This is a genomic window from Aestuariivirga sp. (assembly GCF_020252405.1).
GTDB lineage: Bacteria > Pseudomonadota > Alphaproteobacteria > Rhizobiales > Aestuariivirgaceae > Aestuariivirga.
Map to the genome: position 1 here is coordinate 79,010 of NZ_JADCDA010000008.1, position 13,173 is coordinate 92,182.

14 protein-coding genes are annotated in these 13,173 nt (G+C 60.3%); 6 read left to right on the plus strand and 8 right to left on the minus strand.

Going from position 1 to position 13,173, the window contains the following annotated elements; genetic code table 11:
• Window positions 1-29: 29 nt before the first annotated feature.
• From IOC69_RS01865 to hemE, 7 genes are all read right to left on the minus strand, one after another.
• Window positions 30-863, minus strand: a complete 834-nt coding sequence (locus IOC69_RS01865) for a ParA family protein (RefSeq protein WP_290541820.1) — start codon at window positions 861-863, stop codon at window positions 30-32.
• Complete coding sequence (gene rsmG, locus IOC69_RS01870) at window positions 856-1,479, minus strand: 16S rRNA (guanine(527)-N(7))-methyltransferase RsmG (RefSeq protein ID WP_290541821.1); 624 nt, start codon at window positions 1,477-1,479, stop codon at window positions 856-858. The genes IOC69_RS01865 and rsmG overlap by 8 nt, the downstream gene beginning before the upstream one ends.
• Window positions 1,479-3,344, minus strand: a complete 1,866-nt coding sequence (mnmG, locus tag IOC69_RS01875) for a tRNA uridine-5-carboxymethylaminomethyl(34) synthesis enzyme MnmG (protein ID WP_290541822.1) — start codon at window positions 3,342-3,344, stop codon at window positions 1,479-1,481. Before mnmG ends, rsmG begins: the two co-directional genes overlap by 1 nt.
• 174 nt (window positions 3,345-3,518) lie before the next feature.
• Window positions 3,519-4,850 (minus strand): tRNA uridine-5-carboxymethylaminomethyl(34) synthesis GTPase MnmE, encoded by a 1,332-nt coding sequence (mnmE, locus tag IOC69_RS01880; protein WP_290541823.1) that lies wholly within the window; start codon window positions 4,848-4,850, stop codon window positions 3,519-3,521.
• A 45-nt stretch (window positions 4,851-4,895) separates the two neighbouring features.
• Window positions 4,896-6,161 carry a transcription termination factor Rho gene (gene rho / locus IOC69_RS01885; RefSeq protein WP_290541947.1) on the minus strand — a complete coding sequence of 422 codons (1,266 nt, stop codon included), beginning with the start codon at window positions 6,159-6,161 and terminating at the stop codon, window positions 4,896-4,898.
• 142 nt (window positions 6,162-6,303) lie between these two features.
• Entirely contained in the window at window positions 6,304-6,741 is a 438-nt protein-coding gene (hemJ, locus tag IOC69_RS01890) for a protoporphyrinogen oxidase HemJ (protein ID WP_290541824.1), read from the minus strand.
• Entirely contained in the window at window positions 6,734-7,780 is a 1,047-nt protein-coding gene (gene hemE / locus IOC69_RS01895; RefSeq protein WP_290541825.1) for a uroporphyrinogen decarboxylase, read from the minus strand. The genes hemJ and hemE overlap by 8 nt, the downstream gene beginning before the upstream one ends.
• A 328-nt stretch (window positions 7,781-8,108) precedes the next feature.
• On the opposite strand from hemE, the gene IOC69_RS01900 reads away from it, so the two are divergent.
• Genes IOC69_RS01900 through dnaQ form a run of 5 tightly spaced genes read left to right on the plus strand, consistent with a single transcriptional unit; the run spans window position 8,109 to window position 11,658 of the window.
• Window positions 8,109-8,942 (plus strand): pyruvate, water dikinase regulatory protein, encoded by an 834-nt coding sequence (locus IOC69_RS01900; RefSeq protein WP_290541948.1) that lies wholly within the window; start codon window positions 8,109-8,111, stop codon window positions 8,940-8,942.
• Between the two features lies 1 nt (window position 8,943).
• Window positions 8,944-9,528 carry a Maf family nucleotide pyrophosphatase gene (locus IOC69_RS01905; RefSeq protein ID WP_290541826.1) on the plus strand — a complete coding sequence of 195 codons (585 nt, stop codon included), beginning with the start codon at window positions 8,944-8,946 and terminating at the stop codon, window positions 9,526-9,528.
• Window positions 9,525-10,364 carry a shikimate dehydrogenase gene (locus IOC69_RS01910; protein ID WP_290541827.1) on the plus strand — a complete coding sequence of 280 codons (840 nt, stop codon included), beginning with the start codon at window positions 9,525-9,527 and terminating at the stop codon, window positions 10,362-10,364. The genes IOC69_RS01905 and IOC69_RS01910 overlap by 4 nt, the downstream gene beginning before the upstream one ends.
• On the plus strand, window positions 10,361-10,957 hold the full coding sequence (gene coaE / locus IOC69_RS01915; protein ID WP_290541828.1) for a dephospho-CoA kinase: 597 nt from the start codon (window positions 10,361-10,363) through the stop codon (window positions 10,955-10,957). Before IOC69_RS01910 ends, coaE begins: the two co-directional genes overlap by 4 nt.
• Window positions 10,958-10,962: 5 nt before the next feature.
• Window positions 10,963-11,658 carry a DNA polymerase III subunit epsilon gene (gene dnaQ / locus IOC69_RS01920; protein WP_290541949.1) on the plus strand — a complete coding sequence of 232 codons (696 nt, stop codon included), beginning with the start codon at window positions 10,963-10,965 and terminating at the stop codon, window positions 11,656-11,658.
• A 1-nt stretch (window position 11,659) separates the two neighbouring features.
• Here dnaQ and secB read toward each other — a convergent pair whose 3' ends face one another.
• Complete coding sequence (secB, locus tag IOC69_RS01925) at window positions 11,660-12,178, minus strand: protein-export chaperone SecB (protein ID WP_290541829.1); 519 nt, start codon at window positions 12,176-12,178, stop codon at window positions 11,660-11,662.
• A 207-nt stretch (window positions 12,179-12,385) separates the two neighbouring features.
• Here secB and IOC69_RS01930 point away from each other — a divergent pair, with 207 nt between their 5' ends.
• A complete protein-coding gene (locus tag IOC69_RS01930) occupies window positions 12,386-13,090 on the plus strand; it encodes a Tim44/TimA family putative adaptor protein (RefSeq protein ID WP_290541830.1) in 705 nt (234 codons plus the stop codon).
• The last annotated feature ends 83 nt before the right edge of the window (window positions 13,091-13,173 follow it).

Below are 13,173 nucleotides of genomic sequence, written 5' to 3' on the forward strand. Positions count from 1 at the left end.
CCTAAAATGCGATTGCTTCTGAATTAAATCTAGGCGACGCGCAGTTCACGCTCGCGGCGGATGATCTCGGATGCCAGGCGGATATAGGCCTGAGAGCCAACGCAGGCATTGTCATAGAGCAGTACCGGCTTGCCATGCGAGGGCGCCTCGGAAATCCGGACATTGCGGGGTATAACAGTCTGGTAAACCTTGTCACCCAAAACACTGCGCACATCCTCCGCCACCTGTTCGGATAGATTGTTGCGGCGGTCGAACATGGTCAGCACCACACCTTGGATGGTGAGGCGCGGGTTGAGGTTGGCTCTCACCCGCTCCACTGTCTTGATCAGCTGACTGAGGCCTTCGAGTGCGAAGAACTCGCACTGCAGCGGCACCAGTATGGCATCTGCCGCCGACAGCGAGTTGATGGTCAGCAGGTTGAGCGACGGCGGGCAATCGACCAGAATATAACTGTAGCTGCGTTCCGGATCGTTCTCGCGGCAGAGAAGGGCAATGGCATCTGCCAGGCGATAGGTCTTGCGGTCGATGCTGGCAAGTTCAAGTTCTGCCCCGAGCAGGTCCATGGTCGATGGTGCGCAATGAAGCCGCGGAATGCCGGAATCGACGATCACGTTGCGCAGCGACGCCTCGCCCATCAGCACATGATAGGTTGATTTCTGGCCGGGGCGACGGTGCACACCGAGGCCGGTGCTGGCATTGCCTTGGGGGTCGAGGTCGATAATCAGTACCCGCTCGCCCACGGCTGCCAGTGCTGTGCCGAGGTTAATGGCCGTCGTGGTCTTGCCGACGCCCCCCTTCTGGTTGGCGACTGCAAGGATGCGCGGGGCCGGAGCAAGCGAAGCGCCATGGGTCGGGTCAGACACGGGAGGCCTCACGGATTTCGAGGATGACGCCCCGCGAGTCGCATTGGCTCGCGTGTTTCAAGAACTTCATTCTCCAGCATTTTGTGGCCTCGGTCAATTCAGCATCAACATCTTGTCCCTTGTGAAAGAGCCCGACGGACCCTTGAGACAGGAAAGGTTCTGCATAATCGAGCAGCAAAGGCAGAGGGGCCAAGGCGCGGGCAACGACACAATCGACCTTGGGGATGTTGCGATCACCCGCCAAGCTTTCCAGCCGAACATTGTGTATTGTCGTCCGGGTTCCAGTCTGACGCGCTGCCTCACGCAGGAATGCTGCTTTTTTTCCATTGCTTTCATAGAGATGTGCGTCGAGGCCTGCGGCAATGGCCAGCATGAGCCCGGGAATTCCGGCACCGGAGCCCAGTTCGGCGATGCTTCGAGCTCCTGGGGGAAGAAATGGTAGAAGTTGAAGGGCGTCGCAGACGTGCCGCTCCCAAACCGCAGCGACCGTTGCGGGGCCAATCAGATTGATATGTTTCTGCCACGTCAGCAGCAGCGTCACATAGGTCTCGATCTTCAACCGTGTCTCACGTGAAACATTGAAGCGGTTCAGGATAGCCTGCGCGTCAGATGCCATCACGCCGCATTCTGCCGCCCGTTGCGCCTGACATGGCCCAGAACGACCACCAGTGCGGTCGGCGTCATGCCATCAATTCGTGCAGCTTGGCCCAGCGTGGCAGGCCGAACTGCGGCGAGTTTCTGCCGGAGTTCTGCCGAGAGGCTGGGCATCGCATCATAATCAAGGCCTGACGGAAGGGTGAGCTGTTCTTCCTTTCGAAGAGCAGCGATGTCCGCCTCCTGGCGCTGGAGGTAACCGGTATAGAGAGCTTCGGCCTCCAGCGCCTCCACAACGTCGGGACGAAGCTCCTGCAACTGTGGCCATAGGCGGGTGACACCGGACCAGCCAATCTCCGCCATCCCCAACATATCCAGCGCCGAGCGTCGGAGCCCATCCTGGTTAACTTTCAGGCCCTTGCGGGCCGCCTCACCCGTAGAGAGTGTGAGGGAGCGAACAAGATCGAGGCCGCTTCGGACTGCGTTCTCCCGGGTCCGGAAGGCGGCTTGACGCGAACCTCCAACCAATCCTGCGGCGATGCCGATGGGGGTGAGGCGGAGGTCGGCATTGTCGGCCCGAAGCGAAAGACGATATTCGGCGCGCGACGTGAACATTCGGTAGGGCTCGGCAACACCGCGCGTCACCAGATCGTCGATCATCACACCGATATAGGCTGAGCTGCGGTCCAGCACGAATGGCGACTGTCCGACCGCCTTCCGAGCAGCGTTCGCGCCCGCAATGAGTCCCTGGGCGGCGGCTTCCTCATAGCCCGTCGTTCCGTTGATCTGGCCCGCGAGGAACAATCCGGGCAACTTCTTCACCTCAAGCGCAGCCGTCAATTCACGCGGGTCGACATAGTCATATTCGATGGCATAACCCCAGCGCTTGATCACCACTTCTTCCAGACCCGGCATGCTGCGGATGAAGCCCTCCTGAACATCCTCCGGAAGAGATGTCGAGATTCCGTTCGGATAGACGGTGTCGTCGTCAAGCCCCTCGGGCTCGAGGAACACCTGGTGGCTTTCCTTGTCCCGAAAACGCTGAACCTTGTCCTCGATCGACGGGCAATAGCGTGGCCCCAACCCTTCGATCTGCCCGGAGTAGAGCGGCGAGCGATGCATGTTATCGCGGATCAGGCGGTGGCCTTGGGCGGTCGTGTGCGTGATGTAACAAGATAGCTGAGGCGTCTCGATGGTGGAGGTCATGAAGGAGAAAGGAACCGGATCGGCATCGCCCTTTTGTTCCTCCAACCGGTTCCAGGCGATTGTACGCCCGTCCAACCGTGCCGGCGTGCCCGTCTTGAGCCGACCCAGCTTCAGTCCGGCGGCAGCGAGCTGCTCGGAAAACCCTCGGCTCGGTGGCTCACCGTGTCGCCCTGCAGGAATGCGCCGGTCGCCAATGTGAATGAGACCATTGAGAAATGTACCGGTGGTGAGGACAACCGCAGAACAGCAAAACACCCGGTCGTCTTCACAGATGACACCCGTCACTCTGCCGTCCCGCAGCTGCAGTCCATGAGCTGATCCCACCACCACCGAGAGGTTCGGCTGGTCCGCGATGGCTGTCTGCATTGCCTTCCGATAGAGCTTGCGGTCAGCCTGCGCCCGTGGCCCTCGAACGGCAGGACCTTTTGAGCGGTTAAGCAATCGAAACTGGATGCCGGCGCGGTCGGCAGCCCGCGCCATGAGACCATCCAAAGCATCGATTTCCCGAACCAGATGGCCCTTACCCAGACCGCCTATTGCGGGATTGCAAGACATCTCGCCGATGGTATCGGAGCGATGTGTGAGCAAGGCTGTGCGGGCGCCCATGCGTGCGGCAGCGGCAGCTGCCTCGGCACCGGCATGTCCGCCGCCAATGACGATGACATCGAAGTGCGCAGTCATTGGGTTTCTTTAGGCCAAACTGGTCACGAGGTCAAAAGCCGTCAGCGCATGTTCCGACCAGTTGGAATCACCCGGTCGGAATATGCGCCAGATAAAAAAGCTCGAGCATGATCTTGGCGCGAAAGTGGGTTCTACTCTTGCGGATCATGCGCTGGTGTTTCACGTGAAACAGGCCTACTTGCCGATGCAGAACCTGCTGAATATAGCTCCCAGCCACTCTTCTACACAAATCTTACCCGTGAGACGACCGATCTCCTCGGAGGCAAGGCGGATTTCTTCAGCCTTGAGTTCCAGATGGCCCGAAGGTGTCTTAAAGGCATTGTTTAGGAGCCTGATCGAACTGCGTGCTGCGGAGACCTGGCGGGCTGAAACAAGAAGAGATGACTCAACGGTGCCATAACGACGCTTAAGCAAGCCGGATAGATGGTCGATAAAGACTGGTATTCCTTCCCCGGTGCGTGTCGAAATCGATAATCCGGCATTCGGGAGTTCGTTTCGGAAGAGTCCTGGATTTAGGTCGCACTTATTCCGAACGACAATGTCGGGCGCCTGTTCAATGGGACATGCGCTACCCTCAACGTCAGGAGACCAGACCCAGACCACGATATCCGCCTCGGACATGCGCAGCAGAGTTCGGCGGATACCCTCTTCCTCCACCTCATCGGATGCCCTGCTGCGCAAGCCTGCGGTGTCAGTCAACACGACTGGAACGCCATCGATGTCGAGCAAGACCTCGATCGAGTCCCGTGTCGTTCCCGGCACGTCCGACACGATGGCCGCATCCCGGCGTGCCATGGTGTTCAGCAAGCTCGATTTTCCAGTGTTCGGCCGTCCCGACAGGACCACCTGAACGCCATCCCGCACAACCTCGGCCACCGCAGATGCTTCCACCGCGCTCGAAATTTCGGCGAGCAGTGCGGAAATCCGGCCATCGATTCCCGCGGCGGCCTCTTCTGCCACACCCGGCTCGTCGACAAAATCGACAACCGCTTCGATATCCGCCCGGATGAGCAAGAGTTGACGTCGCCAATGCTCGAAAATGTCGCTCGCCAGTCCGGACATTTGCCGGAAGGCCTGGCGCCGCTGGTTGGCCGTGCGGGCTTCCAACAGGTCAGCAAGACCCTCGACTTCCACAAGGTCCATTTTTCCATTGAGAAAGGCCCGCCGGCTGAACTCTCCAGCCTCTGCAGGCCGCACGCCGTGAAAACTGCCGAGGGCGGCCAGTACAGCACTCACCACTGCCGGACTGCCATGCAGATGGAGTTCCGCGCAATCTTCGCCCGTGAAGGATCGGGGGGCCGGGAGCCACACGACGATGGCCTTGTCGAGCGCCTCTCCGCTGGATGGATCGCGGATTGACCGGAGCGCAAAGTCCCGCGGGGCGGGAAGTTCGCCGATAAAACCCGCGAGCAAACTGGCCGCCGCAGGTCCAGAAATGCGGATGACGGCGACACCAGAACGTCCTGCTCCCGACGAGAGGGCGTAGATCGTGTCAGTGACTGTCATTTCGACCTCGGATCGAACGACGCGCTATGCCGTCTCAGACATTCATCAGGCGTTCATGGAGTCGAAGAAGTCGCTGTTGCCCTTGGTTTGGCGCAGCTTGTCGAGCAGGAACTCGATGGCGTCCACCGTGCCCATAGGGTTCAGGATCCGGCGCAGCACGTAGGTTTTCTTCAAAAGGTCGGGCTTCACCAGCAGTTCTTCCTTGCGGGTGCCGGAGCGCAAGATGTCGATCGCTGGAAAGACCCGCTTGTCCGCCACCTTACGGTCAAGGATGATTTCCGAGTTGCCGGTACCTTTGAACTCCTCGAAGATAACTTCATCCATGCGGCTGCCGGTATCGATGAGCGCGGTGGCGATGATGGTCAGCGAGCCACCCTCCTCGATGTTGCGCGCGGCACCGAAAAATCGCTTTGGCCGCTGGAGCGCGTTGGCGTCCACACCACCGGTCAGAACCTTGCCGGAGGACGGTACAACGGTGTTGTAGGCACGGCCCAGACGGGTGATGGAATCAAGCAGGATTACCACGTCACGGCCATGCTCCACCAGGCGTTTGGCCTTTTCGATAACCATTTCGGCGACCTGAACGTGGCGGGACGCAGGCTCGTCGAAGGTGGAACTGATGACCTCGCCCTTCACAGAGCGCTGCATGTCGGTCACTTCCTCCGGACGCTCGTCGATGAGCAGCACAATAAGGTAGCATTCCGGATGGTTGGCGGTGATGGCATGCGCGATATTCTGCAGCAGAACGGTCTTGCCGGTGCGCGGCGGGGCCACGATAAGGCCACGCTGGCCCTTGCCAAGCGGCGAGACGATATCGATGACCCGCGAGGAGTAATCCTTCTTCGTCGGGTCGCCAGTTTCCATTTCCAGGCGTTCGTCCGGGTAGAGCGGCGTCAGATTGTCGAAGTGAACTTTGTGGCGGGTCTTTTCTGGATCCTCGAAGTTGATCCGGTTGACTTTGACGAGGGCAAAATAGCGTTCGCCTTCCTTCGGGCTGCGGATCTGGCCTTCCACGGTGTCACCGGTTCGGAGTGTGAACTTCCGGATCTGACTGGGGCTGATGTAGATGTCGTCAGGGCCGGCCAGGTAATTGGCGTCGGGCGAGCGCAGGAAGCCGAAGCCATCCTGCAGCACCTCCACAACGCCTTCGCCGATGATTTCCACCTCCCGGGCGGCCAAATTCTTGAGAATCGCGAACAGCAACTCCTGCTTGCGGAGTGCGCTGGCATTTTCGACCTCGAGTTCCTCGGCGAGCGACACGAGCTCGGCTGGCGTCTTCAATTTGAGATCCTGAAGCTTGATCTCTTTCAGGTCAGCAATAGCAGTCATAATCTTTTCTTTATGGGGGGTTCCGGCGCGGGAGCGGGAACGTTGAGGCGGGTGCGCGTCAAGCCGTGGGCGATGCGTTGTTCGCCCAGTATAGCTGCTCCGCCCGCCCCCGCCAAGAATAAACTCAGAAAGGCTTGATGATCACAAGGATGACGATACCGATCAAAAGCAAGGTGGGCACCTCGTTGATGATGCGGAAATAGCGGCCAGGCCTGCTCTCACGGCCATTGCGAAACCGCGCGGTGTGGACCTCGAGAAGCCCGTGAAAGGCAAACATAATGGCCACAAGAAGAAGCTTCAGCCAAAGCCATGGGGGCATGGCCTGATCCCAGCTGCCAAGATAAATGAGCAGCACACCACTGATCAGGGCCACAGTAGCCGCTGGCCGCATAATCGCCTTAAGGAGCCGCCTCTCCATCACCCTGAAGACTGAAATCAAGTCGCTTTTCACTTTGTTTTCAGTATGATAAACAAAAAGACGCGGGAGATAAAAAAGCCCCGCCATCCACGATATGACGGCAAGAATATGAAGAACCTTCATCCAGCTATAGTAATCATTCATCGTAGAGCCTGACGGCGTTGACGACAGCCCCGACGACCGAGGGGTCCGTCCCGAGCCTGATCCCGTGGCCCAGATTGAAGATGTGCCGCTGACGGTCCAGACTGGTGCAGATCCGCCGGACTTCCCTTGTGACGACGTCCGGACCGGCCAAGAGGGCCACCGGATCGAGGTTTCCTTGAACGACGACGTCCTGTGGCAGGTCGGCCAGGTCAAATTCCGTCTCAACACCAATGGCGTTTGCCCCTGGAATGGCTGCCGCTTTGCGTTGTGCCATACCTACGCCTCGGGCAAAAACGATGATCGGCAGAGCCGGGAGTTGCGCTTTCACCCCGGCCACGATGGCTGCCAGGGGTTTAATCACGAATTCTTCAAGCTCTGTGCCCACCAGGTCGCCCGCCCAGGAATCGAATATTTGGACCGCCTGCGCCCCTGCCTTGGCCTGAGCCAACAGATAATCGACTGACTCCCTGACCAGACGATCGATGAGCGCACAGAACCAGGGCTGTCGCTGGTAGGCCGCCACCTTGGCCATCACACGATCCGAGCTGCCGCCACCCACCATGTAGCTCGCTACAGTCCACGGCGCGCCGCAAAAGCCAATGAGTGCCTGATGCGGCGCCAGCTGCGACCGGGTCAAGCCCACCGTCCGGCACACCTGTTTGACTTCATAAGTGGCGGCCACCGGCCTCAGCCGGTCAAGGTCCTCCATGCTGCGCACGGTGCCAAGCACCGGGCCCTCGCCTTCGGCGAATTTCAGCGGCAGTCCCATAGCGTGTGGAACGACCAGAATGTCGGCAAACAGGATCGCGGCATCAAGGTCATACCTTCGCAAGGGCTGAACTGTGACTTCCGCTGCAAGTTCGGGATTGTAACAAAGATCCAGAAAAGAACCGGCCTTCTCGCGCACTGCACGGTATTCGGGCAGATACCGCCCCGCCTGGCGCATAAACCACATAGGACGCCGCAGCGCCGACTTGCGGGTCAGAACGTCAAGTAATGCACTGCGGGGTGCCGCGGCGCCCTTCCCTGTCTCTATCATTTTGACTCTTCTTGTATCTTTTGTTTGGTCCGCGGGAAACGGGATACAACCCAATCCAATGATCGTCCACAGGTCAAGTACATCCTTGGCGACACGGCCTGCGTCATGCCGCGTTAACGGAAAATAAACACGTGTTAACAGATCGTTAATGCACTAGAACCATATTGGCAGTGCCTTCGCCAGCCCCTGTTCGCCCGAATTGTTTTCCACATCGGCCATGGCGGTCCTTGCGCTTCGGCTTGTCTGTGGATGGCAACCGGGACAAGCTCTAGGAAGTCGGCGTCCCACTGGCCGTTATCCAAGAAATTCACATTTCATCCACATCATGATGCAGGACGGTACACAGCGTTACTTCCACCTCCATCTCGTGTCCGATGCCACGGGCGAGACACTGAACACAGTGGCCAAGGCAGCGGTCGCGCAGTATTCCAACTTCCGGCCCATTGCCCACATCTACGCGCTGGTGCGCACCCCGTCGCAGCTAAACCGCGCCCTTCGCGAGATCGAGGAGCAACCGGGAATCGTGCTGTTCACCCTTGTCAACCCTGATATGCGCCGCCACCTCGAAGAGCAGTGTGGAACGATGGGCGTTCCCTGCCTGTCCATCCTCGACCCCATCATCGCTATCCTATCGCAATATCTCAACGCCAGTTCACGTCCGCAGGTGGGTGGCCAGCATGCACTGAACTCCGATTATTTCCGCCGGATCGATGCGCTCAACTTCACCATGGCGCATGACGACGGCCAGTCGGTCAACGATCTCGAGAAGGCGGATGTCGTCATCCTCGGCGTGAGCCGTACCTCCAAGACCCCGACGTCCATCTATCTCGCGCAACGCGGCATTCGCACGGCGAATATTCCCATCGTGCCCGGCATTCCGGTTCCGAAGAAGCTGATCGGCCTTCAGGGACCCCTCGTCGTCGGCCTTATCGCCAGCGCGGAGCGTATCGCCCAGATCAGGCGCCATCGGCTTCTGTCCTTGAAAGAAAGCCGCTCCACCGACTACATCGATCCCCGCCAAATCACCGATGAGCTGATGCTGATGAAGACACTGTGCTCCAAAAATGACTGGCCGATGATCGACGTTACCCGCCGCTCAGTGGAAGAGACTGCGGCCACCATCCTCAATATGCAGTCCGAAACCAGACGCATCGACAAGTGACATGATCGTTCTTGCCTCCAGCAGTGCGACGCGCCAGGCGATGTTACGCAACGCCGGCCTCAACTTTGTGGCGCTGGCGCCCGCGCTCGATGAAAAGGCGCTCGCCGCTGCAAATCCACACTGGCTGCCACGCGAGACGGCCCTCAGGCTTGCCGAGGCGAAGGCGATCAACGTGTCGCTGCGCCACGCCGATGCCCAGGTGATCGGCGCTGACCAGGTCCTGGCGCTTGATAACAGGGTCTATGGCAAACCAAGCAATCGCGCCCACTGCCTTGCGCAGCTGCGTGCGCTTCGCGGGCGAACGCATGCATTGATCTCAGCCGTTGTGCTGGCGCGCGACGGCAAGGCGGTCTGGGCCCATACCGACGAGGCGCTGCTCACCATGCGCGACTACAGCGATGCGTTTCTCGAAGATTATCTTGAGGCGATCGGGGACGACTGCACCAAATCCGTGGGCGGATACAAGATCGAGGGGCGCGGCGTGCAGCTGTTCCGCTCAGTGTCGGGTGATCACTTCACCATCCTCGGCCTGCCTCTCGTGCCCCTGCTGCAGAAACTGCGCGAAGCGGGAGAGATCGCCGCGTGACCAAGGCCTGCGTCATCGGCTGGCCGATCAGCCACTCCCGCTCCCCCATCATCCATGGCTACTGGCTGAAGCAGCATGGCATCAACGGCAGCTACACGCGCCAGCCGGTCGAGCCATCTTCGCTCGCGGATTTCATTGGCTGCCTCGAGGGCGCCGGCTACGCCGGCTGCAATGTCACCATCCCGCACAAGGAAGCCGTCTTCGGTCTTGTCAGGCGCGCGGATGATTCAACGGAACGGCTTGGCGCCGTCAACACAGTCTATCTGCAGAACGGCAAGGTGCTGGGCACAAACACAGATGGCGAAGGCTTCATCAACAGCCTGAAGCAGGGCGCACCCGGGTTGGATCTCGCCAACTCGCGCGCCGTGGTGCTCGGCGCCGGCGGCGCCTCGCTCGCGGTGGTGAATGCCATCCTCGAACAAGGCGCTGCCGAGGTTGCCATCGCCAACCGTACACGCGGGAAGGCTGACCAGCTGCGCATGCGCTTCGGAACGCGCGTCCTGCCTATCGGCTGGGAGGAAGCCGCGGATCACCTCGCGGAGTGCAGTCTACTCGTCAATACAACTTCTTTGGGCATGAAGGGCCAACCGGACCTCGACCTCCGGCTGGCGAAGCTGCCGCAGAGGGCTGTCGTCGCGGACATCGTCTATACGCCTCTTCGAACCCGCCTGCTTAACGAAGCTGCGGCGCGTGGCAACACGGTGGTGGAAGGATTGGGCATGCTTCTGCACCAGGCGGTGCGCGGTTTCTCGCTGTGGTTTGGGGTTACGCCGCAAGTGACGCGGGAACTCCGCGATCTGGTGGCGCGCGATATCGATCCCGATTTCCCGCGATGATCGTTGCCGGACTCACAGGCTCGATCGCCATGGGCAAGAGCGAAACGGCAAGGATGTTTGCCGCCCGCGGTATCCCCGTGTTCGACAGCGATGCGGCGGTGCATGCACTCTATGCGCCGGGTGGTGCGGCCGTTGAGCCGGTGCGCGGACTGGCGCCCGATGCTGTGGTCGAAGGCGCCGTCGACCGCCGCAAGCTCGCCACCCTGATACAGGCCGATCCTGCGCTGCTGAAGAAGATCGAAGACATTGTGCACCCGCTGGTTAAGGAACGGCAGGCGGCATTTCTCGCAAAGACTGCGCAACAGGCCGATATTGCCGTGCTTGACATTCCCTTGCTGTTCGAAACCCGGCGCGAAACGGATGTGGATGTGGTGATCGTTGTCACCGCCAAGCCGGAGCTGCAGCGCAAACGCGCTCTTGCCCGCGCCGGGATGACGACCGAGAAGCTCGACTTTATTCTCTCGCGCCAATTGTCCGACGCCGAGAAGCGCGCGCGGGCGGATTATGTGATAGACACCTCGGGGAGCCTTGCCGAGACGGGATTCGAGGTGGACCAGGTGATCGCATCGCTCAGGGCGAAAGGAAAGGCATAGGCATGGTGCGGGAAATCATCCTCGATACGGAAACCACCGGGCTCGATCCGGCCGCGGGTGACCGCATTGTCGAAATTGGCACGGTGGAACTTGTAAACCACCTGCCCACCGGCCGCACCTTCCATGTCTACATCAATCCCGAACGCGACATGCCGAAGGAGGCGGAGGCCGTCCACGGCCTGTCCAGCGCCTTCCTCAAGGACCAGCCCGTTTTCAGCGCCATCGTGCAGGACTTTCTCGAGTTCATCGGCAGCGACGTGCTGATCATCCACAATGCCAGCTTCGACATGGCTTTCATCAATGCCGAACTTGGATTTCTGCGGCGGCCTTCGATTCCGCCCGAACGCATCGTCGATACGCTGCACATGGCGCGGCAAAAGCATCCCGGTGCCGCCAACAGCCTTGATGCGCTGTGCCGGCGTTATTCCATCGACAACAGCAGGCGCACCAAGCATGGCGCACTGCTCGATTCCGAGCTTCTGGCGGAGGTCTATCTCGAGTTGATCGGTGGTCGGCAGACCGCGCTGATCCTCGATGCTTCCGTCACAAAAAAGTTGGCGGTCAGCGGTGTCCCCCAGGCCGCGCAGCAACGTCCTTTGCCTTTGCCCCCGCGACTGACGGATGAGGAGCGGCTTGCGCATGCCGACTTCGTGACAGGGCTTGGCGACAACGCCCTATGGAATCAGGGAAGCCCGAAGTAGCTCATGCCTCTCCCACCGTCTGCTGTTGCATGCGGCGCTGGTACATGGCGGCGAAATCGATCGGGTCCAGCATCAGAGGAGGGAAGCCGCCATTGCGCGTTGCCTCCGCCAGGATTTGGCGGGCAAAGGGGAAGAGTATCCGCGGACATTCGATGAGCACGGCCGGATGCAGCAACTGGTGCGGGAAATTCTCCAGCCGGAAGGTGCCTGCATAGACGAGTTCTGCCGCGAAGGCGACCTTATCGGCTGTGGTGGCCTTGGCATCGAGGTGAAGCTCGACTTCGAAATCATTGACAGCCAGCGGCCGCGCATTGACATTTACCGAAACCGCGATGTCAGGCTGTGCTTCCTGACTGAAGGCGTGCGGGGCGTTCGGGTTCTCAAAGCTCAGGTCCTTTAGATATTGACCGAGGATCCGCAGCGACGGCTGCTCCTGGGGAGTTTGGCCCGTGGTGCCGGCGCCAGCCGCTCCGTTCTGGGCGGCTTCAGGCGCAGCAGTGGACTTCGGGGTATCGGTCATCTTGGCCTCTTTCTGCATTTGGCCCTCGCTATCATGGGCTTTCAGGCCCTGCAAGCGGCAGAGGGTCCGGGGAGTTTCTGTCATAGAGTTTTGATTCGTCCTTTGGACTTGGACCCCGAAGGTTGGACCTATATATAGGTGGCGGGGTCCGCCGCGTCATGCCTCCGCGGAAGATGCGACTCTGAAAGCCGCCAACTGGTTGATGGAATGAGTTTTGATCCAATTAACATCCTTCTTCTTGCCGTAGCCCTCGTGGTTTTCTGGCGGCTCCGCTCCGTGCTCGGCACCCGCACCGGTACGGAAAAGCCGCCGTTCGACCTGTTTGGAAGCAAGCGTGGCGCCCAGGATACGAGTGGCGCCGTCACGCGACTTCCAGAGCCCACGCCCGTTCCAGCCAATGACACGGGCGACCGTGACCCGCCCCCACCGGTCTGGAAAGGCTTTGCCGACGAGGGTTCCCCGCTCGCCGCGGCGCTGGGCCGCATGGCGGAGAACGACAGCGGCTTTACGCCCAGGGCCTTCGTTGACGGAGCCAAGGTGGCTTACGAGATGATCATTGACGCCTTCGCCCGAGGTGACAAGGCGGCGCTCAAGAACCTCCTCTCGAAAGAGGTCTTCGATGGGTTTGCGCGCGCGATCGATGCCCGCGTCGGCCAGGGCCAGCGGGTGGATTCCCGTTTCGTCGGGATCGACAAGGCCGTTATCCAGCAAGCAAGCCTGGCGGGGCGCAAGGCCTCCATCACAATGGAGTTCGTGAGCGAGCTCATCTCCGCCACCTATGACAAGGCCGGTGAGGTGATCGAGGGCGACCCGAAGGAGATCCGCATTGTCACGGATGTCTGGACCTTCGAGCGTGACCTTGGCTCGCGCGATCCCAACTGGAAGCTGGTGGCCACCGAGGCGCCGGCCTGACCATGTACGGCGCGGCATGGACGGCACGCTCTCTCCGGTGGGTTTAAACGGGCTCGAAGGCTGGAGAGACCATGACCCCGAAG

Bases quoted from the DNA above. Each gene is read 5' to 3' on its own strand.
- hemE (WP_290541825.1), bottom strand. From the start codon at position 7,780: ATGATAGAGACAGGGAAGGGCGCCGCGGCACCCCGCAGTGCATTACTT.
- IOC69_RS01930 (WP_290541830.1), top strand. From the start codon at position 12,386: ATGAGTTTTGATCCAATTAACATCCTTCTTCTTGCCGTAGCCCTCGTG.
- coaE (WP_290541828.1), top strand. From the start codon at position 10,361: ATGATCGTTGCCGGACTCACAGGCTCGATCGCCATGGGCAAGAGCGAA.
- rsmG (WP_290541821.1), bottom strand. From the start codon at position 1,479: ATGGCATCTGACGCGCAGGCTATCCTGAACCGCTTCAATGTTTCACGT.
- mnmG (WP_290541822.1), bottom strand. From the start codon at position 3,344: ATGACTGCGCACTTCGATGTCATCGTCATTGGCGGCGGACATGCCGGT.
- IOC69_RS01900 (WP_290541948.1), top strand. From the start codon at position 8,109: ATGCAGGACGGTACACAGCGTTACTTCCACCTCCATCTCGTGTCCGAT.
- mnmE (WP_290541823.1), bottom strand. From the start codon at position 4,850: ATGACAGTCACTGACACGATCTACGCCCTCTCGTCGGGAGCAGGACGT.
- hemJ (WP_290541824.1), bottom strand. From the start codon at position 6,741: ATGAATGATTACTATAGCTGGATGAAGGTTCTTCATATTCTTGCCGTC.
- secB (WP_290541829.1), bottom strand. From the start codon at position 12,178: ATGACCGATACCCCGAAGTCCACTGCTGCGCCTGAAGCCGCCCAGAAC.
- IOC69_RS01905 (WP_290541826.1), top strand. From the start codon at position 8,944: ATGATCGTTCTTGCCTCCAGCAGTGCGACGCGCCAGGCGATGTTACGC.